This window comes from Christiangramia pacifica, assembly GCF_057221535.1.
This window is the reverse complement of record NZ_CM170146.1, coordinates 1252505-1274858: the sequence shown is the minus strand read 5'-3', so window position 1 is coordinate 1274858 and position 22354 is coordinate 1252505. Positions and strand designations below refer to the sequence as shown.

At 38.4% G+C, this 22354-nt stretch carries 15 protein-coding genes; 9 read left to right on the top strand and 6 right to left on the bottom strand.

Annotated elements, in window-relative coordinates; genetic code table 11:
• The first annotated feature begins 16 nt into the window (after positions 1-16).
• The gene (ahcY, locus tag AC2S94_RS05930) at positions 17-1333 is read left to right on the top strand and encodes an adenosylhomocysteinase (RefSeq protein WP_484630590.1); all 1317 of its coding nucleotides are present in this window, start codon (positions 17-19) and stop codon (positions 1331-1333) included.
• Between the two features lie 50 nt (positions 1334-1383).
• Here the strand turns inward: ahcY and AC2S94_RS05925 are convergent, their stop codons facing one another.
• The 3 genes from AC2S94_RS05925 to AC2S94_RS05915 form a co-directional block, all read right to left on the bottom strand.
• On the bottom strand, positions 1384-1788 hold the full coding sequence (locus tag AC2S94_RS05925) for a Dabb family protein (RefSeq protein WP_484630589.1): 405 nt from the start codon (positions 1786-1788) through the stop codon (positions 1384-1386).
• A gap of 117 nt (positions 1789-1905) precedes the next feature.
• Positions 1906-2382, bottom strand: coding sequence for a PEGA domain-containing protein (locus AC2S94_RS05920; protein WP_484630588.1), 477 nt, complete (start codon positions 2380-2382; stop codon positions 1906-1908).
• Positions 2383-2399: 17 nt separating this feature from the next.
• Positions 2400-2780, bottom strand: coding sequence for a hypothetical protein (locus tag AC2S94_RS05915; RefSeq protein WP_484630587.1), 381 nt, complete (start codon positions 2778-2780; stop codon positions 2400-2402).
• 194 nt (positions 2781-2974) lie between these two features.
• Here AC2S94_RS05915 and AC2S94_RS05910 point away from each other — a divergent pair, with 194 nt between their 5' ends.
• The 4 genes from AC2S94_RS05910 (at position 2975) to AC2S94_RS05895 (ending at position 10005) form a co-directional block, all read left to right on the top strand.
• Positions 2975-4771 (top strand): DUF885 domain-containing protein, encoded by a 1797-nt coding sequence (locus AC2S94_RS05910; protein ID WP_484630586.1) that lies wholly within the window; start codon positions 2975-2977, stop codon positions 4769-4771.
• A 507-nt stretch (positions 4772-5278) separates the two neighbouring features.
• Complete coding sequence (gene dinB, locus AC2S94_RS05905) at positions 5279-6499, top strand: DNA polymerase IV (protein ID WP_484630585.1); 1221 nt, start codon at positions 5279-5281, stop codon at positions 6497-6499.
• 51 nt (positions 6500-6550) lie between these two features.
• Positions 6551-9532 (top strand): DNA polymerase III subunit alpha, encoded by a 2982-nt coding sequence (locus AC2S94_RS05900; RefSeq protein ID WP_484630584.1) that lies wholly within the window; start codon positions 6551-6553, stop codon positions 9530-9532.
• Positions 9533-9570: 38 nt separating this feature from the next.
• Entirely contained in the window at positions 9571-10005 is a 435-nt protein-coding gene (locus tag AC2S94_RS05895; protein WP_484630583.1) for a retropepsin-like aspartic protease, read from the top strand.
• 238 nt (positions 10006-10243) lie between these two features.
• Here AC2S94_RS05895 and odhB read toward each other — a convergent pair whose 3' ends face one another.
• The 3 genes from odhB to AC2S94_RS05880 all read right to left on the bottom strand — a co-directional run bounded on the left by odhB (position 10244) and on the right by AC2S94_RS05880 (position 15489).
• Positions 10244-11518, bottom strand: coding sequence for a 2-oxoglutarate dehydrogenase complex dihydrolipoyllysine-residue succinyltransferase (odhB, locus tag AC2S94_RS05890; protein ID WP_484630582.1), 1275 nt, complete (start codon positions 11516-11518; stop codon positions 10244-10246).
• 43 nt (positions 11519-11561) lie between these two features.
• Entirely contained in the window at positions 11562-14342 is a 2781-nt protein-coding gene (locus AC2S94_RS05885; RefSeq protein ID WP_484630581.1) for a 2-oxoglutarate dehydrogenase E1 component, read from the bottom strand.
• 172 nt (positions 14343-14514) lie between these two features.
• Positions 14515-15489, bottom strand: a complete 975-nt coding sequence (locus AC2S94_RS05880) for a polyprenyl synthetase family protein (protein ID WP_484630580.1) — start codon at positions 15487-15489, stop codon at positions 14515-14517.
• Between the two features lie 141 nt (positions 15490-15630).
• Between AC2S94_RS05880 and AC2S94_RS05875 the strand changes: the two genes are divergently transcribed.
• Genes AC2S94_RS05875 through AC2S94_RS05860 form a run of 4 tightly spaced genes read left to right on the top strand, consistent with a single transcriptional unit; the run spans position 15631 to position 22311 of the window.
• A complete protein-coding gene (locus AC2S94_RS05875) occupies positions 15631-16236 on the top strand; it encodes a TetR/AcrR family transcriptional regulator (protein ID WP_484630579.1) in 606 nt (201 codons plus the stop codon).
• Positions 16226-17596 (top strand): TolC family protein, encoded by a 1371-nt coding sequence (locus AC2S94_RS05870; RefSeq protein WP_484630578.1) that lies wholly within the window; start codon positions 16226-16228, stop codon positions 17594-17596. The genes AC2S94_RS05875 and AC2S94_RS05870 overlap by 11 nt, the downstream gene beginning before the upstream one ends.
• Positions 17597-17618: 22 nt before the next feature.
• On the top strand, positions 17619-18785 hold the full coding sequence (locus AC2S94_RS05865) for an efflux RND transporter periplasmic adaptor subunit (RefSeq protein WP_484630577.1): 1167 nt from the start codon (positions 17619-17621) through the stop codon (positions 18783-18785).
• Between the two features lie 7 nt (positions 18786-18792).
• The gene (locus tag AC2S94_RS05860; RefSeq protein WP_484630576.1) at positions 18793-22311 is read left to right on the top strand and encodes an efflux RND transporter permease subunit; all 3519 of its coding nucleotides are present in this window, start codon (positions 18793-18795) and stop codon (positions 22309-22311) included.
• The last annotated feature ends 43 nt before the right edge of the window (positions 22312-22354 follow it).

The following is a 22354-nucleotide window of genomic DNA, read 5'->3' as shown; positions in this document are numbered from 1 at the left end:
ATTCAAATATAATAATATGTCAACTAAAACAGTACCGTATACCGCCTATAAAGTAAAAGATATTGAGCTTGCCGAATATGGACGCCGCGAGATAGAACTTGCTGAAGCAGAAATGCCTGGTCTTATGGCACTTCGTGAAGAATACGGAGCGTCTAAGCCTCTAAAAGGAGCGAGAATTGCGGGATGTTTACACATGACCATTCAAACTGCTGTACTAATCGAAACTCTTGTTGCGCTTGGTGCAGATGTTACCTGGAGTTCATGTAATATTTTCTCTACACAGGATCACGCTGCCGCGGCAATTGCTGCTGCAGGAATTCCGGTTTATGCATGGAAAGGAATGACTGAAGAGGAATTTAACTGGTGTATAGAGCAAACACTTTTCTTCGGAGAAGATCGCAAGCCGTTAAATATGATTCTTGATGATGGTGGAGATCTTACCAATATGGTTCTTGACGAGTATCCTGAGCTTGCTGAAGGTATAAAAGGACTTTCTGAAGAAACTACTACAGGTGTACACAGATTGTACGAGCGTATGAAAAAAGGAACACTTCCTATGCCTGCAATCAATGTGAACGATTCTGTGACCAAATCGAAATTTGACAATAAATACGGATGTCGTGAGAGTGCGGTGGATGCGATTCGTCGTGCTACTGATGTAATGCTAGCTGGAAAAAGAGTGGTTGTTTGTGGTTACGGAGATGTTGGAAAAGGAACGGCTCAGTCTTTTAAAGGTGCCGGATCTATCGTTACCATCACTGAAATTGATCCGATCTGTGCCCTTCAGGCGGCAATGGATGGTTTCGAGGTAAAGAAACTTGAAACCGTACTTCCAAAAGCTGATATCGTAATCACTACAACAGGAAATAAGGATATCGTTCGTGGTGAGCATTTTGAAGCGATGAAAGACAAAACGATCGTAGCAAACATTGGTCACTTTGACAATGAGATCGCTGTTGCATGGTTAAATCAAAATCATGGAGATTCTAAAGTAGAGATCAAACCTCAGGTTGATAAATATACCATTAACGGAAAGGATGTTATCCTCCTTGCTGAAGGTCGTTTGGTAAACCTTGGATGTGCTACCGGTCACCCAAGTTTTGTAATGAGTAACTCATTTACAAACCAGACATTGGCGCAAATGGAGCTTTGGAATAATACTGATAAATACAAGAATGAAGTGTATATGCTGCCAAAGCATCTTGATGAAAAAGTAGCAAAACTTCACCTGGAAAGAATTGGTGTTGAGCTTACCGAGCTTAAACCAGACCAGGCTGAATATATTGGCGTTGAAGTTGAAGGACCATTCAAACCAGAATATTACAGATACTAATTATTAAATTAGTTTATAAATAAAAAGCCTCGCAAATTGCGAGGCTTTTTTTATTTTTTTTCGATACCGACAGAATCGTAGACCACCACTTTTTTCCAGAGATGTTCAGATTCTTCAATAAATTTGAGGTGCGCTTCTTCTTTTTGATAAAGGTCCTGCTCCTCTTTTGATGAGAAACTCAAAATTAGTGAATAGGTAAAAGTACCATCAACCACTTCTCTTGGAGTACCTGCAGGCAAACCTATAAAGTTTGTTTTAGCGTATTTACTGTCTGATAAAAAAGTTTGTAAAGACTTTTCAAAAGCTGTGCGATCCTCTGCCTTGTCAGGATTATGCAACCAGAAATAAACTACGTGGGTAAAACTGGGATCAAGCTCATTGCCAGAATTTTGAGCGAAAAGACCCTGACAACTTAAACTGATTAATACTCCTATTAATAATGTTCTTATTTTCATTATGTTACTTTTTGATAGTTTAAATATAAGCAGCATTACGTTAGAACTTGAATTCCTGTAAAAAAAATACCCCGGAATTTTCCAGGGCTATTTCAACAAAAAAGGATTTAGTAAAATTTATTCTGCTCTTTCTAGCTGACCAACTTTTTCCCATTCAGGATCAATAGTTAGACTCACGCTAATATGAACATTATCTCCATGGCTTTTAAAAACAATATCAGATTTGTCTTCAGCTAATCTAGCAGTAAGTTCATTTGGAGTTAATTTATACATCGCCCCCGTGATTGGATCTACTACCAGACCGATAATTCCTCCAAAAACGATGTTCCCAATATACCACTCGTTGAATTTCTTCGATAAAGTCGTGGTGTAAGGTTTGTAGCCGTCCATTTTTATGGCCACCTGGTATTCCTGATTTCTTTTCAAATCTTTCTCAACAGGAGTTTTTCCAATCTCCACTTCGTTGATGTAAACCGTTGCAGCTGCAGGCATAGAATTGAACCTAATTGCTTGTCTGGAACCGGATACAATAGTTGCGCAGCTTTGTAAAAGTAAAAGGCAGGCCAGAGGAAGAATTTTAAATAAATTTTTCATTTATAATTTAGATTAGATTAGTCGAGAGTCAGTTTATATTGAGGCAGGCTCGACACGTTGCCTTCAAATTTGTATAGGTCAATATTGAGTCGGTAGCAACTGCTCCAAAGATCTGGTGACTTTTTCTCGGTCACCTTAACGATATTTGCACCGTTCTTCCTGGCTTCAATTCTCGCTTTATTTAAAATGCTATTAAAACTACAATCGGTAGAGAAACCTGTATCCTGGAATTTCAGACTTCCAATTTTCATAACTTCCTTCGGAACCTCATGTTTCAGGTCAAGAAAAATCACTTCTTCATCTGCCGATAATTCGGGTTGAGCATTAGTGAGATTAGATTTGATCTTCGGGCTGCAACCAGACATTACGATGATCAGTAAAAAGAAAAGTTTTTTCATAAGGGTTTAAGCTTGAGTTCATTTCAAAAATTTGCGGCGTGAATTTATATTATTTTTAGACTCAAGAGTTAATTTCCTGAAAAATTATTTTCAGGTGTTAAAATTTTCATTTCAGCTAATTCCTGAATAAGTCTTAAATTGAGAACTTAATTAAACTGAAACTCTTGAACTGTATAATTATATTCACCAATAAAATGAAAAAGCCATTAATACTTTTACTAATAATCATCCTGATTTCCAGCTGTAATAATGAAAAAAAGAACGATTCAGCTGAAAATGAAGAAAACCAGGTTAGCGCTCAGTTCGATAGTATTCTCAATAATTACTATGAAGAAGGGCTAAAATTGAACCCGATTTCAGCAACAACCTCAGGAGATATGAGGTATAATGACCAGTTCCCGAATTTCCTGTCTCAGGAATATGAAGACAGCCTTAGAAATTATTATACCAGTTATAAAGAGCAGATCTCGAAGATCAAGGATGAAGATCTTAGTGATACTGAACAGATGAGTAAGGATATTCTGGAATGGGAATGTGATATGAACCTGGCGGCCATGGAATTCAAAAAATCAAAATACATGCCTATAGACCAGATGTGGTCTGTTAACCTTTTTATGGGGCAACTGGCCAGCGGTGCCGGTGCACAACCATTTAAAACGATAGAAGATTATGAAAATTGGATGAAACGTGTAGATGGTTATTTAACCTGGATGGATTCTGCTGAAGAAAGTATGCGCGAAGGAATGGCGAAGGGATATGTTCTGCCGGCATCACTCATTCAGAAAGTGATTCCGCAAATGCAATCTATGGCCGATTCTGATGTTGAAAATCACTTGTTCTACGGACCTGTCAATAATTTTCCGGATAGTTTTTCAGATGAAGAAAAGGAACGTTTAACTGAGGAGTATAAAACCATGATCTCTGAAAAAGTGATTCCGCAGTATAAAAAAATGCACACATTTCTAAAGCAGGATTATTTACCTAAAGGGCGAAAGTCTAGTGGAATTGCAGATATTCCTGAAGGTGAGGCTTACTACAAGCATCAAATTAAGCTTTATACTACTACGGATATGACTGCAGATGAGATCCACCAGTTAGGTCTGGATGAAGTGGAGCGAATTTCGAAGGAAATGGAAAAAGTGAAAGAAGAAGTTGGATTTGAAGGCGACCTGAAATCATTTTTTAATTATGTGCGAGAAAATAAGGAGCTAATGCCTTATAAAAAACCGGAAGAAGTGATCGCACATTTTGAGCAGATCCATGAAACGATGAAACCGAATATCGATAAGCTTTTTAGTGTAAAGCCTAAAACAGGTTTTGAGGTTAGAAGAACTGAAGCTTTTCGTGAAAATTCGGCCAGTGCAGAATATAATCCGGGATCGCTTGATGGAACCAGACCCGGGATATTCTATGTCCCGATTCCGGACGCATCGGCTTATAATATTTACAGTGACGAATCGCTGTTTTTACACGAGGCGATACCGGGACATCATTACCAGGTTTCGTTAACTCAGGAAAATGAGGATCTGCCGGATTTTCGAAAGACTTTATGGTACAGCGGTTATGGAGAAGGCTGGGCTTTATATTCGGAATCTTTAGGAAAAGAACTCGGGTTGTATACAGATCCTTATCAATATTTTGGAACTCTGGGTGCAGAAATGCACAGGGCGGTAAGATTGGTGGTGGATACCGGTTTACACAGCAAAGGATGGACCCGTGAGGAAGCAATTCAGTATTCTTTGGAGAATGAAGCTGAACCAGAAGCCAGCGTGATCTCAGAAATTGAAAGATATATGGCAAATCCAGGACAGGCACTGTCTTATAAAATAGGCCAGTTAAAGATCAAAGAATTACGAGAGCGAGCAAAATCTCAATTAGGAGAAGATTTTGATATTAGAGAATACCATAAGGAAGTTCTAGAAACAGGTTGTATCCCATTACAATTGCTGGAGCAGAAAATTGACAATTGGATATCTGAAGCCAAATCCTAGATATTTAAAGAAAATGCTCCTAATTGGCAATTACTGCGGTTGAATTAGAAAATAAACAACAGACTTCGAAATGTCTGAAAATAAAAAAGCCCTTTTTTAAAAGGGCTTTAGTTTTTAGTTTAGTGAAGATTGAAAATTCTTCATCATTTTATAGATGCATTTAAATACAAATTTCCGCTTTTTTCTTCCCGGGGCTTTTTCAAACCGGAACTTAATAAACTTACCTCCCGGTTCTTGATTAGAAAACTGATAATTTGTACCGTCAAGAACAAAACGTGTCTTTTCAGAAAAGATAAAATCAGACACATATTTCTTTACCAACCTGCGTTTACCTGATGAGCCCTCCATAATTTTGGTTATTGGTTAGAACTATTAAGGTACGAAAAAAATTATTGCTGAGAATCAGTGAATTATTAGCGTAAAATTTTTAACGCTCCAACAACATCTTCAACCGGAATAATTTTATAATTTTGGAATATTTCCAATTAAAAGGAATTATTCCTAATTATGAAGAATGTAAAATCTATTATTCACCTGGATTTGGATACTTTTTTTGTTTCGGCAGAAAGACGTTTGGATTCTAAATTAAAAGATAAACCTCTTATTGTTGGAGGGCTTGGAGATCGTGGTGTGGTTGCTGCCTGCAGCTATGAAACCAGGAAATTCGGCGTTCATTCCGGAATGTCTATGAAAGTAGCCCGACAACTTTGTCCGCAATCTATCGTCATCAAAGGAAATGCTTCCACCTATACTAAATTCTCGCATGAAGTAACTGAAATCATCCGTAGTAAAGTACCATCTTTTGAAAAAGCCAGCGTGGATGAGTTTTATGCTGACCTCACAGGAATGGACCGTTTTTTCGGAATAAGTCAGTTTGCCAGAGAACTTCAGGAAACCATCTTAAAGGAAACGCATTTGCCTATTTCCTTCGGACTCTCACAAAACAAAGTAGTATCGAAGATCGCTACGGGAGAAGGAAAACCATACGCCCGCAAGATCATTGAAGCCGGTACAGAGAAAAGTTTCCTAGCGCCTCTTGCTGTAAACAAAATTCCGATGATCGGGAATAAAACCTTTCAGAAATTATTGAACCTGGGAGTGCGTAGAATTGAAACCATTCAGAAGATGCCGGTAGAAGTCCTGGAAAGTGTTCTGGGTAAAAATGGGCGTACCATTTGGAAAAGAGCTCACGGGATAGACAATCCGCCAATCATTCCTTTTCACGAGCGTAAATCCATCTCTACAGAACGCACTTTTAATCGCGATACGATAGATATGACCCGACTGCATGGCACACTGGTAGCGATGGCCGAAAGTCTCGCCTATCAGTTACGAAGGGGAAATAAGCTTACTTCTATCGTAAGTGTGAAAATAAGGTATTCAGATTTCCAAACTCACAGCAAGCAGATCAAGATCCCTTATACCAGTGCAGATCATATCCTGATTCCAAAAGTGGAAGAGCTTTTTGAAAAACTCTACACTCGCCGGCTATTAATCAGATTGATTGGCGTACGTTTCAGCGGACTAGTGGGCGGTCATTATCAAATCAATCTTTTTGATGATTCTGAAGAAATGCTGAACCTATATCACTCCTTGGATAAGATAAAAAATCGATTTGGAGAACACAGTGTTATGCGGGCTACTTCTATGGACGCAAGAACGATTGGAAGGATGGGTAATCCGTTTAACGGAGAGCCACCTATCGTCCTTGCTCACAGGAAACAGTGATCTATAGACAGGAAGTATTTTATATTTTAAAATGAAAATTGATAGCAAGGATTGTATTTAAACTGTCACACATATTATTCGTTACGTTATGGAACTTTTCCTGTAACCGATTTGTGTAATCTGGCCAAACAAAATAAGGTTAACAGGTTTGCGCTTACCGATATCAATACTTCTACAGCCTGCCTGGAGTTCCTGAAAATAGCTGGTAAATTTAAAATTACTCCGGTAGTGGGAATAGATTACAGAAATGGAGCGGTACAGCAATATGTAGGGATCGCTAAAAACAATGAGGGTTACCGGCAGTTGAATGCACATCTTTCAGAATACATACATGCAAAAAAGAAATTTCCTGATATTGCTCCTTCCCTGCCCGACTGCTTTATCATTTATCCTTTTGAAAAAATTGATAGTTTAAAAAAGACCAATTTTAAAGACAATGAATTTATAGGTGTTTCCATCAATAACCTTCGGAAACTGAAATTTTCAGCATATCGAAAACTGGAAGATAAACTAGTTGTTTTTGAAACAGTAAGTTTTAGAAATAAGAAAGATTACAATGCTCACCGCTTACTGAGGGCTATCGATAATAACACACTGCTGAGTAAGCTCCCTCAAAGCGAACAGGGCTCCCCATCTCACAAAATGATTCCGAAGGAGGCACTGAGAAAAGAGTTCCAGGAATTTCCGCATATTCTCATAAATACTGAAAAATTAATGGATTCCTGCGATGTAAGCTTTGAATTTGGAAAGGGTCAGAACCGGAATTTACTTGTGCTGGAAGACCCTGAAAAAGACAGAAAAAGACTTATAGATCTATGCTATCAGAAATTACCGGAACGATATCCTGTTCAGACAAAAAAAATTATGGACAGGGTTGAAAAGGAACTTAACACCATTATAAACCTTGGTTTTGTTTCTTACTTCCTGATAAATCTCGAAATAGTGAATTATGCCCGCTCAAGAAAATATCCTTTTGTAGGACGAGGCAGTGGCGCAAATTCTGTGGTGGCATATATTCTAGGCATTACCAATGTTGATCCTATAGAACTCGATCTTTATTTTGAGAGGTTCATTAATCCCAACCGAAGCTCTCCACCAGACTTTGACATCGATTTTTCCTGGAAAGACCGGAATGATGTAACCGATTTCATTTTTAGAAATTATGATCACACTGCACTGATGGGAACCTATGTTACTTTTAAAAGCCGGGCTGTTGCCAGAGAACTGGGAAAAGTTTTCGGTTTGCCCAAAGAGAATATAGATAAGCTTTCTCAGGGTTTTTATAACTATAAAGATCTTGACCACCTGGAAAAACTTGTTTTAAGATATAGTCGATTGATCGATGGTTTCCCGAATTACCTTAGCGTACACTCAGGAGGAATATTGATTCTGAACGAATCTATACATAATTATGCTGGTACTTTTCTACCTCCAAAAGGTTTTCAAACCATACAAATAGACATGAATATTGCAGAAGATGTTGGGATTCATAAATTCGATATCCTGGCTCAACGTGGACTCTCCAAGATCACAGATGCTTTGGAGATCATAAAACAGAATCAGCCGGATGCCAAAATTGAAGATATTGAAAACATCAAACTTTTTAAAGAAGATCCTGCTATCAATGAACTTTTAAAAACTGGAGATTGCATGGGTGTTTTCTATGTAGAATCTCCCGCCATGCGCGGATTACTTACCAAACTGCAAACTGACAACTATATGAATCTGGTGGCGGCAAGTTCAGTGATCAGGCCCGGAGTTTCCAGTGCCGGAATGAAAGAAGAGTTCATCAGAAGACATCGCGATCCGGAACGAAAAAAACAGGCACACCCGGTAATGCTGGAAATCATGGAAGACACCTATGGGGTTATGGTATACCAGGAAGACGTGATGAAAGTGGCTCATATTTTCGCCGGGCTGGATCTGGATGATGCAGATGTTCTTCGAAGAGGAATGAGCGGTAAGAAAACTTCTAAAGGTCAGATGGAAAAAATCGAACAGAACTATCGGGAAAACTGCGCCCGCAAGGGATATCCAGTTCAGCTAACCAATGAGGTCTGGGAACAGATCTCCTCTTTTGCAGGTTATGCTTTTCCGAAGGGACATTCTGCTTCCTACGCTGTGGAAAGTTATCAGAGCCTATACCTAAAAAAATACTTTCCTCTGGAATTTATGGTTGCAGCGATCAATAACGGTGGGGGGTTTTACAATCTTCAAACTTATATTCAGGAAATAAGGAATTGCGGAGGTAAAATTCATGCTCCCTGTATAAACAAAAGCGATCACCCTAATACGATCTTCGGAAGTGATATTTATCTTGGTTTGGGTTATATTAAGGAGCTTGAAAACAGGACCATTCAACAAATATTAGAAAACAGGCAATTCTTTGGAGAGTTCAAGTCTTTGGATGATTTTATTGATCGGATTCATATCTCCATTGAACAGATAAGTCTTTTATTGAAGATCAATGCGTTCAGGTTTACCGGAATAGACAAACATGAATTATTATGGAACGCTTACTTTAAACTGAATAAATCCCAACCTAAAAGTAACCAGGCCCTCCTGTTCAAACCTCAACATCGTGAATTTGAACTTCCGGAATTTGAATATTCAAAAATTATTGAAGCTTATGACCAAATGCAATTATTGGGTTTCCCATTATGTAATCATTTTGATCTTTTAGCTGAACCAATGCACAATTCATTAACTGCTAAAAAACTGAAGCATCATATTGGTAAAAATGTTGAGATCTATGGAAATCTGGTTGATTATAGAAAGACTGGGACCTCAAATGGCAAGTACATGTATTTCGCTACTTTTTATGATATCCTCGGAGATATCTTTGATGTAGTGCTTTTCCCTAATGCTGCAGAGAAATATCCTATTAGAAGTGATGGTATTTATAAATGCTCTGGAAAAGTAATGTGTGATCTTGGATATGTATCCATAGAAGCAAAATGGATATCCAGACTTGCCACTCAAACCGATCCAAGATTGGTGGGTTCGAATTTCAAAGTAAGCCTATCTAATTGAGCTAAACGGTTGAAAAAACTATATTTGTAGAAAAAAGAATGTCTCTGAAAAAACTTCTTGAAGAAAAAGGATATCACCGAATCAAACTAAGATTCACCAAAACTAATCACCTGGAAATTGAAGCGAAGATCAATGATATAAAAGGTAATTTTATTTTAGACACAGGAGCTTCGAGCACCTGTGTAGGAATAGAAGCAGTAGAGCATTTTGAGTTACTTTCCGAAGACAGCGATGTAAAGGCAGCCGGTGCAGGTGCCACAAATATGCTTACTCAGATCTCGCAGAAAAATAAGTTGGAAATAAATACCTGGAAAAAGAAAAAAGTTGACCTTGTTCTTTTCGACTTAAAACATGTAAACGAAGCTCTCGTAAATCATAAGGCGGAAAAAGTACACGGAATTATTGGTGCAGATATTCTCAAAAAAGGGAAAGCCGTAATAGATTACAAAAACAAGGCTTTATATTTGAAATAAAGGGAAAAATCCCCTTTGACGCAACCGGGTTAAAAAATTAAATTTGAGTGGATTACAATTTAATTTAAGCATTATCAAATCTAAAACACTTTCCCAGCTCATTTTCGTTATTATAGCCATCTTGGTGGTGGGAGTTTTAGCATTGAATGTAATCCGTTTGTTAGTTTTGTTTTAATTTTTGTTAGAGAATAAAAAAGGTCCGCAATTGCGGACCTTTTTTTTATATATCAACTCAATTTTATAGTTCAAGAGCTCTTTTCACGTCATTATCCATCAGCAATTCTTCAGGATTTTCGAGTGCCTCTTTAACGGCCACCAGAAAACCTACAGACTCCTTACCATCAATAATCCTGTGGTCATAAGATAAAGCTACGTACATGATAGGTCTGATCTCAACATGCCCATCTATAGCAACCGGTCTTTCCACAATATTATGCATTCCTAAAATTGCACTTTGCGGAGGATTAATAATCGGAGTTGATAGCATAGATCCAAATACTCCACCATTAGTGATGGTAAAAGTACCTCCGGTCATTTCATCAACCGTAATTTTTCCGTCACGAGCTCTTAAAGCAAGTCTTTTAACTTCTGCCTCTACCCCACGAAAACTTAGATTTTCAGCATTTCTGATAACCGGCACAGTTAAACCTTTTGGCCCTGACACGGCAATACTGATATCTTTATAATCGTAGCTCACCTGGTAATCTCCATCTATCATAGAGTTAACTGCTGGATATTCATCCAATGCACGAATAACCGCTAAAGTGAAGAATGACATGAAACCAAGACTTACGCCATGTTTATCTTTAAATTCCTCTTTATATTTCTTTCTTAATTCGAAGATCGGAGACATATCTACCTCATTGAAGGTAGTAAGCATAGCAGTATCATTCTTCGCACTTACTAATCTTTCAGCAAGCTTACGACGGAACATAGACATCTTCTTCTTCTCCTCTGCTCTGGAACCTGTACCAGGACTACCCATAGAAGCTTTAGCCTCAACGGCATCCTCTTTGGTTACGCGACCGTCTCTACCCGTACCTTTTACGTCTTTAGAATCAATTCCTTTTTCATCAAGAATTTTCTTAGCTGCAGGAGAAGGACTTCCAGTGGCGTAAGTATCCTGTTTTTGACTTGGCGTACTAGATTTAGAAGGAGTTTCGGTTTTGGCATCAGCCTTATCACTATCCTTTTTATCTTCAGTTTTTTCCTGACGCTCTTTTTCTTCCTCTTCCGCTGGCTTATCGTCTGATGAATCACCACCACCTGGTTTTTCAGCTTCAGTATCAATAAGGCAAACCACCTCACCAACTTCTACCACATCACCTTCTTCAGCCTTCAGTGTTATAATCCCACTAGCTTCCGCAGGAAGTTCCAGCGTTGCTTTATCACTATCAACTTCGGCTACTGCCTGATCTTTTTCAACGTAATCCCCGTCTTCTACCAGCCACTGGGCTATTTCAACTTCAGTGATGGATTCCCCGGGTGAAGGAACTTTCATTTCTAAGGCCATGATTATTGTCTATTTTGGTTCCTGAAATTCAGGAAATTGATTCTTAATTATTTTCTTCTTCATTTAAATTCTTGTCAAAAACGCTATTTATCACGCGTTCATGACGTTTTTTGAATCGCACGGAACTACCAGCTGCAGGTGACCCATAAAATTTACGGCTGCAAACTCTAAATTTACGTGCTTCTTCAAAATGTAGTAACAAGTGCCCGTATGCACCCATGTTTCTAGGTTCTTCCTGAGCCCAAACTACATCATCAGCATTTTTATACTTCTCCATCATCTCTTTCATAGTCGAAACAGGTAATGGAAATAATTGTTCTATTCTTATTAGAGCAATATCATCACGATCATTCTCTTCCCTATGCTTCAGAAGGTCATAATAGAATTTACCAGTACAAAATACCAGGGTTTTCACTTTTTCAACATTTGCTTCACTGTCATCAATAACAGGCTGGAAACTTCCATTTGCAAATTCTTCTTTTGTTGAGATCACCTTTGGGTGACGTAACAAGCTTTTAGGAGTAAAAATGATTAATGGCTTTCTGAATTTTGCCTTCATCTGTCTCCTTAAAATATGGAACATGTTCGCCGGTGTCGAAATATCGGCAACATACATATTGTCCTTCGCACAAAGCTGAAGAAAACGCTCCATTCTACCGGAAGAGTGCTCTGCTCCCTGACCCTCATAACCATGAGGAAGTAGCATTACCAACCCGTTCTGTAACTTCCATTTATCTTCAGCGGCTGAAATATACTGGTCTATCATTATCTGAGCTCCATTTACAAAATCACCAAATTGAGCTTCCCAGATCGCCAGTGTTGTTGGACTTGCCATGGCATAACCATAATCAAAACTTACAACTCCATATTCTGAAAGTAATGAATTATAGATGAAGAAATCTCCATCTCTCTCTTTTATATTATTGTGAAGAATGATTTCTTCTTCACTATCTTCTACTTTAACTACGGCATGACGGTGAGAGAATGTCCCTCTTTCCACATCCTGACCGCTTATTCTGATGCTATAACCTTCGGTCATTAAAGAACCATAAGCTAGGTGCTCTGCCATAGACCAATCAAGCTTATTGTCTTCAAAATACATTTTCTTTCTTCCGTCTATGATCTTCTGGATCTTCCTCATGAACTTTTTACCCTCAGGTAATTGAGAAATGGCCTCTGCTACTTCATCTAACTTCTTGAGGTCAAATGTAGTATCTACATTTTCTGTCATCTCATCTTCCTGAACATTCTCGAAACCTTCCCATTCATCCTGCATAAATGGAGTGATCCTTGTTGTTTCTTCTTTTCGGGAATCTTCAAGTTTCTCTTCCAATGAAGCTTTATAGGTATCTTCAAGTTTCTTCAAATACTCATCATCAGCTACACCCTCTTTTTTCAGTTTCTCGAAATAGATGTCACGAGCATTTTCATGCTTGGAGATTGCTTTATAAAGTTTCGGTTGAGTAAATCTAGGCTCATCACCTTCATTATGACCGTATTTTCTATATCCAAGAAGGTCAATGAAGACATCTCTTTTAAATTTCATTCTGAAATCCAGTGCAAAAAGTATTGCATGCACCACCGCTTCAGCATCATCTGCATTTACGTGCAATATTGGAGAAAGGGTAACCTTTCCAACATCTGTACAATACGTTGAACTTCTTGCGTCGAGATAGTTGGTTGTAAAACCTATCTGGTTATTTACAACGATATGGATGGTTCCGCCAGTTTCATAACCTTCCAGCTGGGCCATTTGGATAATTTCGTATACAATCCCCTGACCTGCTATCGCAGCATCTCCGTGAACGAGAATTGGCAGGACTTTGGAATTATCTCCTTCGTAACGACGGTCTTGTTTTGCCCGCGAAATTCCTTCTACCACGGCACCAACGGTTTCAAGGTGTGAAGGGTTTGGAGCAATATTGATATTTATTTCGTTTCCATTATCTGTGGTGCGGCAAGAAGTCCATCCAAGGTGATATTTCACATCCCCATCAAAAATGTCCTGTTCATAATCCTTACCATCAAATTCACTAAAAATATCCTTAGCGCTTTTTCCGAAAATATTTGTAAGAGTATTAAGCCTACCGCGGTGAGCCATTCCCATTACAAATTCTTTTACGCCTAACTCGGCTGCTTTTTCGATCAAAGCGTCCAGAGCGGGAATTAAGCTTTCTCCACCTTCCAGTGAAAATCGCTTTTGACCAACATATTTTGTGTGAAGGAAACTTTCAAAAGAAACTGCTTCATTCAGCTTCTTCAAAATTTGCTTTTTCTGAGCCTCATCAAATTTTGGATGATTTTCATTTATATTCAGTTTATTCTGAATCCACTCGATCTCTTCGGGCTTTCGAATATACATGTATTCGATCCCGATTGACTCACAATAAATCCTCTCGAGATGCCTGATGATCTCTTTTAAAGTCGTAGGACCTATTCCTAAAATATCACCGGCGTTGAAAGTAGTTTGAAGATCACTTTCTTCAAGGCCAAAGTTGGAAATATCTAAAGTTGGGGAATATTTTCTACGTTCTCTTACAGGATTTGTTTTGGTGAACAAATGCCCTCTGGTTCTGTACCCGTCAATTAAGCGGATTACCTGAAATTCTTTAATTACGTGTGCTGGTATCTCTCCTTCATCAAAATCTACAGGAGCTTCCCCCAATACTTCTTCAGAAACACCATCTTGTTGCATTCCAAAGTCAAAACCTTGAAAAAAAGCCCTCCAACTGGGCTCTACACTATCAGGATGTTTTAAATATTGATCGTAAAGTTCTGCGAAATATGCAGTATGAGCAGCATTTAGAAATGAAAATCTATCCATAAAATTGAAACAAATGTTTCTTTTTGTTTATAAAAACATAGCAAAAATACAATTTTTAAAAAAAACAGCTTGTAGGCATTATGATAATTCTCTATTGGATTATAGGAATTTTAACAGTGCCCGAAATTATAAAGCTTGATTGCTTTAAATGAATAGTTTAAAGAATGGATGCTTAAACCTGACGCTCCATTAGCATTTCGCCAAATTTACGCAACGGCTCCTTCTTTTCATCTGATAGTTCAATTTTATTGAGGATCTGAAAAGCTTTATCAGTGTAATTCTCAATTTCTTTTCTGGTGAGTTCAGCCGCTCCACTACTTTCAAAAAGTGATTTTACAGCTTCAATTTTCCCTGAATTTTCAGCAGGAGAAATGGTATATAAATGCTCCAACTGAAGAGCTTCGCTTTTGCTCGCCAGCTCAAGGGTTTTCAGATATAAAAAGGTCTTTTTGTTTTCAATGATATCTCCGCCTGGCTGCTTACCAAAGGTTTCAGGATCTCCAAAAGCATCCAGATAATCATCCTGAAGCTGAAATGCGATTCCTAATAATCTTCCGTATTGATAGATCGCCTCCTTACATTCCTGTGAAGTTTGCGCAACGATCGCACCCATCTGGAGTGAAGCTCCTACGAGAACCGCAGTTTTATATTCGATCATTAGTAAGTAATCCTCGATACTTACATTATCCCTGGTCTCAAAATCTATATCATACTGCTGCCCTTCGCAAACCTGAATGGCAGTTTTGGTGAAAAGTTTAGATAATTCTTTGAATGTATCTCCCTCGTAACTTTCAAAAAGCTGGTAAGCATTTATAAGCATAGCATCTCCGGAAAGAATACCGGTGTTGGTATCCCATTTTTCATGCACGGTTTCTTTACCTCTTCTTAAAGGCGCCGCATCCATGATATCATCATGAACGAGCGAAAAATTATGAAAAATCTCGATGGCCAGGGCGGCGTCCAAAGCTTTTTTATAGTTACAATCAAATATTTCAGTTGCCATTAAAACCAGAACCGGCCTCAATCTTTTCCCACTTTGCTCCAAGATATAAACCATTGGCTCATATAAATTAGCAGGTTCCTTTACCCTTATCTTTTCGTGGAGATAGTCGATGATAGCTTCTCTATACTGGGAAATGGCAAGCATGAATTGAAAAATTTTCCGCTAAAATACCATAATTGAAACTAATTCAAATTTAAAGCTCATGTTAAATAATGGTAAACTTTGGAAACTTTTTTTGTTTATAAAGTTTCCTAGAATTACTTTTGCCTCAAATTTAGGAATGAAGTGAGAGAGAATATTTTAAATACAGCCACTGATATGTTTCTAACATATGGCTTTAAAAGTGTGACGATGGATGATATTGCCGAAGCTTTGGGGATTTCTAAAAAGACCATTTACACGCACTATTCTACCAAAAACAAACTCGTGGTTGCAACCAGTTTACACGTGGTAGACAAAATTAATTGTGGAATTGACGAGATAAGGGAGAAAAAACAGAATCCGATTAAGGAAAATTACGATATCAAGCATTTTGTGATTCATCATTTAAAAGGAGAAAAGACTTCCCCGCATTACCAGCTGCAGAAATATTATCCAAAAGCCTATGAAAGTTTAAAGGACAAACAATTTGAACTTTTAGAGAACTGTATGATGGACAACATCCAGAGAGGTATTGAAGGTGGATATTATCGAAAGAATATTCCGGTAGATTTTATCAGCAGAATTCACTTCGTAGGAATTATGGGAATTAAGGATACCGATCTTTTTCCGATTGAAGAATACAGCCATCCAAAATTAATGGAGTATTTTCTAGAATACCATCTAAGAGCCATTTGCACACCTAAAGGAATTGAAATTCTTGAAGAACTAATCAATAACGATGAGAAATAAGAAATTGAACATATTTAGTCTTCTAATGCTGATATCAGCAACAATATTTGCTCAGGAAGACAGCCTGAAAACCTTTCGGTTCTCTTTAAATGAGGCTATAGAATTTGGGTTAACAAATAACTATCAAACCCAGATCGCGCAGAAAGATGTAGATATCGCATTAAAGCAAAAATGGGAGATCATAGCGCAGGGATTGCCTCAGATAAACGGTTCGGTAGATTATCAGAATTATTTGAAACAACCAGTTACTCTTTTACCTGCAGAAATAACCGGTGGAGAGCCTGGAACTTTCACCCCGGTTACGTTTGGTACTAAGCAGAGCATGAATGCTACAGGAACCTGGAACCAGTTAATTTTTGACGGATCTTATATCGTAGGTATTCAGTCAGTAAAAACACTTCTACAGATCTCTAAAAATGCCAAAACAAAAACCGATTTAGAAATAAAAAATGCGATCATCAACGCCTACGGCAATGTTTTGTTAGCCGAAGAAAGTGTTGAAATCATCGAAAATAACGTAGAAACGGTTCAGAAGAATTATAACGATACCCAGAAGATCTACGAAAATGGTTTAACCGAGCAGGAAGATGTGGAGCAATTGGAAATAACATTATTAAGGTTGAAGAATAATTTGAGCCGGAGCGAACGTATGCGTGATATATCTTATGAACTCTTAAATCTTAGCATGGGAATTCCGGTTGAAAATGAAGTAGTTCTTACAGATGATCTTGATGCTTTGGCGATGCAATTCTATGATCCTGAAATTTTAAACAGAACTATTCCTGTTGAAGAAAATATTGATTACAGGATCGCAAAAAATTCAGCTGAATCTGCTGAGATCCAGGTGAAACTTCAGAAAGCAAAAGCCTTACCAACTCTAAGCGGATTCGTGAATTATGGTTACCAGGGCTTTAGCAATGAGTTTACATTTTTAAATAGCGATCAGGAGTATTTTGGTCAGTCTGTATTAGGTGTAAGCCTAAATATTCCAATTTTCAGTAGTGGAATGAGAAGTTCCAGAACTCAGCAGAGGGAACTGGAATATGAACAGGCCATCTTGGATTTGGAACGTACAGAAAATGAAGTAAAACGCCAGATCAATATGGCAAAAAGCGAATATGAATTCAGTATCGAAAATTACCAGAATTCTATCAGGAATCTGGAACTGGCTGAAAGAATTGAAGATAAGAACCAGATAAAATTCTTTGAAGGTATTGCCAGCAGTTTTGAACTAACCGAAGCACAAAGACAGCTTTATTCAGCTCAGCAAGAATACTTACAATCAATGCTGGATGTTATCACCGCCAAAGCAGAACTCGAAAATTTACTGGACACAAGAACTTATAACGATGAACAATAATCTCCCAATTATATATACGAATATGAAAAAGTTAATTCTTTTAGTTGGACTTCCTTTAATATTGATTTCCTGTGGTGAGGAAAAAAACAACTCTACAGAAGCTGTTCTGGAAAGCAACGACACCGAGAAAATTCAGCAAAAAAGAGATGAACTCACCAATCAACTTGTTGCATTGGAAACAGAGATCAAACAACTGGATGCAAAATTGAAGGAAATTAATCCGGAAAGAAATATTCCGCTGGTAACTTCTTATGCGGTAGCGTCTGAAAAATTTGATCATTACCTGGAACTTCAGGGAAGCGTAGAAACTAAAAAGAACGTGGTGCTCAATGCCGAAATGGGCGGGGTTCTGCAGAGAGTTTATGTTGAAGAAGGTCAAAAAGTATCTAAAGGACAAACTTTAGCGAGAATCGATGATGGTGGATTGAGCCAGCAACTGGCACAAATGCAGACGCAGCTGGAACTTGCGAAAACTACTTTTGAGCGTCAAAAGCGCCTTTGGGATCAGCAAATTGGTAGTGAGATGCAATACCTTCAGGCAAAGTCTAATTACGAAGGCCAGGTGAACGCGGTAAATCAAATGAAAAGCCAGGTTGCAAAATCTGTAGTTACCGCACCGTTTTCAGGAGTTATTGATGACATTATTACCGAGCAGGGTAATGTTGTTAATCCTGGGCAAACGCCAATTCTAAGAATTGTGAATTTGGACGATATGTACATTAAAACTGATATTCCGGAAGGGTACATTTCTGACGTAACTAAAGGTAAAACTGTGGAAGTATTTTTCCCTGTTCTGGGAGACACCGTCGAAACTAAGATCAAGCAAACCGGAAGTTACATTAACCCAAATAACCGAACTTTTGATGCCGAGATCGAAGTTCCGAATAAAGAAAAGAATATTAAACCAAACCTTACGGCAAGAGTAAGAATTAATGATTATACGAATGAAAAGGCCATTCTTGTACCTCAAAACATTATTTCTGAAAACGCTGAAGGTCAGCAATATTTATATGTTCTGGATGAACTGGAAAATGATCACGCTGTAGCGAAAAGAGTGATCATTGAAACTGGAAAATCTCAGGGCGACAAGATCGAAGTCCTTAAAGGTTTAGAGGATGGCGACATGATCATCCAGGAAGGTGCACGTAGTGTGAAAGAAGGACAAACCGTCAAACTAATCAATTACTAAGCTAATTATGGCGAAAAAGAAAACACATCTGGAAAAAGAGTTTGCTCTTTCTTCTTGGGCGATAAAGAACAAAACCACGATTTATGTGGGTATGATCCTTATCCTTTTTTTTGGTATTTCTGCTTATTTCAGCATGCCAAGGGAAAGTTTTCCGGAAGTAAAGGAAACAAAGATATACGTTAGTTCATTATATCCCGGAAATACTGCCGAGGATATTGAGAAACTACTTACGAACCCGTTGGAAGATAAGCTTAAAACGGTGAGTAATGTTGTGGAGATTACTTCTACTTCTCAGGAAGATTACTCCATGATCATTGTGGAGTTTGATGAAGATATTTCAGTTGAACTTGCCAAACAGAAGGTAAAAAATGAAATAGATTCGGAAACTTCAGGAGAAGACTGGCCAACTTTCAATGGCGCTAAGGTAGAACCCAATGTTTTCGAATTGAGTTTATCTGAAGAAATGCCAATTCTGAATATCAACATTTCGGGAGATTATCCCGTAATGAAGCTAAAGGAGTTTGGAGAATATCTTCAGGATGAGATCGAAAATTTACCCGAGATCAAAAAAGTTGATATTCGTGGTGCTCAGGATAAGGAAATTGAGGTTGCTGTAGATATCTACAAAATGATGGCGTCTTCGGTTAGTTTCAATGATATTACCAGCGCCATAAATAATGGGAATATGACGATGTCTGCAGGAAATTATGTAACCAGCGGACAAAGGCGTACCATTAGAATTTTAGGTGAAATTGAAGATCCTGAAGCTCTTGAAAATTTTGTGGTGAAATCTGAAGATGGTGATAATGTGTACCTAAAGGATGTTGCAGATATTACCTTCAAGGAAAAAGACAAAACCACTTATGCTCGTGAATTTGGTCATCAGGTAGTGATGCTTGATGTAAAAAAACGATCAGGTAAGAACATGGTTACTGCTGCTGAAAAGATCGAGGAGATCGTTAAAAAAGCTCAGGCAGATGTTTTTCCTTCTAATCTTGATATTTCCATCACCAATGACCAGTCGTCTAAAACTATTGGTCAGGTAGACGACCTTGTGAACAACATCATTTTCGGTATTATCCTGGTGGTGACCGTTCTGATGTTTTTCCTTGGATTTAAGAATGCACTTTTTGTAGGTTTCGCGATCCCAATGTCTATGTTCATGTCACTCATGATCCTGAATCAGTTGGGATATACCATGAACACCATGATCCTTTTCGGACTAATTATGGGACTGGGAATGCTTGTGGACAACGGAATTGTGGTGGTTGAGAACGTTTACCGACTCATGGATGAGGAAGGCTATAGCAGGATTGAAGCCGCCAAAGAAGGTATCGGTGAAATTGCCTTTCCTATTATTATTTCTACGGCTACTACAGTGGCAGCCTTTATTCCGCTTGGATTATGGCCAGGATTAATGGGGCAGTTCATGATGTATTTCCCAATCACACTATCGGTAGTATTAGGATCTTCATTATTCGTGGCGATATTTTTTAACTCTGTACTGGTTTCCCAGTTTATGAGTACCGAAGACCGAAACATGCCTTTAAAAACCATTATCAGGATTTCCAGCATTATCGCCGGAATAGGACTTTTGATTCTCATTTTCGGTGGAGAATATCGTGCACTAGGAACCTTGATGATCTTTACTGCCATCATGTTATGGGTTTACAGGCTATTCCTGAGAAAAATGGCTAATAAATTCCAGACGAGTTCTTTGGTAAAATTGGAAAACTGGTACGAGAGAAGACTTACCTCATCGTTTAAAAAGAAACGTCCTTACTGGATAGTTGGAGCTACATTTCTACTATTGATCGTGGCATTTATGACCTTTGGGGCTTCACTATCCTCGCAACGTACGAAGGTGGAATTTTTTCCTGATAATAAGCCGAACCAGATCATTGTATATATCGAATATCCTGAAGGAACCGATATTGAGAAAACCAATGCCATCACTAAAGAGATAGAACAAAGAGTTTATAAAGTTCTGAATGGTGATGAATATATGGACGACGGCTATAACTTCATGGTGGAAAGCGCCGTTTCCCAGGTTGGAGAAGGTGCAGGAAATCCGCAGACTGATGGCGGATCTGCTGCTGAAATGCCACACAAAGGTAAAATAACAGCCTCCATGCGGGAATACAAATATCGTAGAGGAAAGGATAGTGAGATTCTTCGCCAGAAAGTTCAGGAAGAACTGGCAGGTATCTATCCTGGTGTATTAATTTCCGTAGAAAAAGATCAGAACGGACCACCAGCAGGGCCTCCAATAAACATTGAGCTGGAAGGTGATGATTACGATGAACTTATCGTGCTTGCTGAGCAAATGCGGGAATATATCAATACTAAAAACATCCCTGCAATTGATGAGTTAAAGATCGATGTTAATAAGGATAAGCCAACGATGCTGGTTGAAGTAGATCGTGAAAAAGCCGGGGAACTTGGAGTAAGCGCAGGACAGGTTGGTCAGCAACTTCGTAATTCAATCTTCGGAACCAAAGCCGGAGTTTATAAAGAAGGTGGGGAAGATTATGACATCTATGTTCGATTTAATGAAGACAGCAGGTATGACAATAGTGCTTTATTCAATCAAACTATAACTTTCAGAAATAATAAAGGACAGCTTAGAGAAATTCCTGTTTCGGCAGTTACTTCCAAAAGCAACAAATCCGGATTCAGCGCCATTAAGCATAGGGATACACGTAGAGTGGTGACAATATATTCGGCTTTATCTCCAGGATATACAGATGCAGGTGCTGCTGTAAGCCAGATACAGAACGAAATGAGGAATTTTCACGGAGTTCCTGATGATATCAAGATCGATTACACGGGTCAGATCGAAGAACAGAACAAACAGCAGGCGTTTCTAATGGGAGCATTCTTTAGCGGTTTAGGTTTGATCTTCCTGATTCTGATCTTCCAGTTCAACTCGGTTTCAAAACCTCTGATTATTATGATCGCGATATTCCTGAGTTTAATAGGTGTATTCGGCGGAATTGTAATAACCGGGTCAGCCTTCGTAATTATGATGACCATGATGGGAATCATCTCGCTAGCTGGTATCGTGGTGAACAACGGTGTGGTATTACTCGATTATGCGCAATTGCTCATTGATAGGAAAAAGTTAAGATTGGGAATTCCGGATGAAGAATTTTTATCAAAAGATGAACTTCTTCTAACTATAATCAGGGCTGGAAAAGCACGTTTAAGACCAGTATTGTTAACCGCGATCACTACAATTCTAGGACTGATCCCTCTGGCAATTGGATTAAACCTTGACTTTTTCTCCTTATTCAGCGAATTTGATGCAAATATCTACTTTGGAGGTGATAATGTGATCTTCTGGGGGCCATTGGCGTGGACCGTAATTTACGGACTGCTGGTTGCGACCTTCTTAACCCTAATCATTGTTCCGCTATTATTTTATATGGCGATAAGAATCAAAATGTGGATTCATTCTAAAAGAAGCGGCACTGTTTCTTCAACTACCAAAAAGAACACAGAACAGGTTGAATATGCCGAATAAATTTAAATAATAGCAAAAGAAAAGCCCGAAGCAATGCTTCGGG

Excerpts from the sequence above, each read along its gene's own strand:
- ahcY (WP_484630590.1), top strand. The coding sequence starts at position 17 with ATGTCAACTAAAACAGTACCGTATACCGCCTATAAAGTAAAAGATATT.
- AC2S94_RS05925 (WP_484630589.1), bottom strand. The coding sequence starts at position 1,788 with ATGAAAATAAGAACATTATTAATAGGAGTATTAATCAGTTTAAGTTGT.
- AC2S94_RS05920 (WP_484630588.1), bottom strand. The coding sequence starts at position 2,382 with ATGAAAAATTTATTTAAAATTCTTCCTCTGGCCTGCCTTTTACTTTTA.
- AC2S94_RS05915 (WP_484630587.1), bottom strand. The coding sequence starts at position 2,780 with ATGAAAAAACTTTTCTTTTTACTGATCATCGTAATGTCTGGTTGCAGC.
- AC2S94_RS05910 (WP_484630586.1), top strand. The coding sequence starts at position 2,975 with ATGAAAAAGCCATTAATACTTTTACTAATAATCATCCTGATTTCCAGC.
- dinB (WP_484630585.1), top strand. The coding sequence starts at position 5,279 with ATGAAGAATGTAAAATCTATTATTCACCTGGATTTGGATACTTTTTTT.
- AC2S94_RS05895 (WP_484630583.1), top strand. The coding sequence starts at position 9,571 with ATGTCTCTGAAAAAACTTCTTGAAGAAAAAGGATATCACCGAATCAAA.
- odhB (WP_484630582.1), bottom strand. The coding sequence starts at position 11,518 with ATGGCCTTAGAAATGAAAGTTCCTTCACCCGGGGAATCCATCACTGAA.
- AC2S94_RS05885 (WP_484630581.1), bottom strand. The coding sequence starts at position 14,342 with ATGGATAGATTTTCATTTCTAAATGCTGCTCATACTGCATATTTCGCA.
- AC2S94_RS05880 (WP_484630580.1), bottom strand. The coding sequence starts at position 15,489 with ATGCTTGCCATTTCCCAGTATAGAGAAGCTATCATCGACTATCTCCAC.
- AC2S94_RS05870 (WP_484630578.1), top strand. The coding sequence starts at position 16,226 with ATGAGAAATAAGAAATTGAACATATTTAGTCTTCTAATGCTGATATCA.
- AC2S94_RS05865 (WP_484630577.1), top strand. The coding sequence starts at position 17,619 with ATGAAAAAGTTAATTCTTTTAGTTGGACTTCCTTTAATATTGATTTCC.
- AC2S94_RS05860 (WP_484630576.1), top strand. The coding sequence starts at position 18,793 with ATGGCGAAAAAGAAAACACATCTGGAAAAAGAGTTTGCTCTTTCTTCT.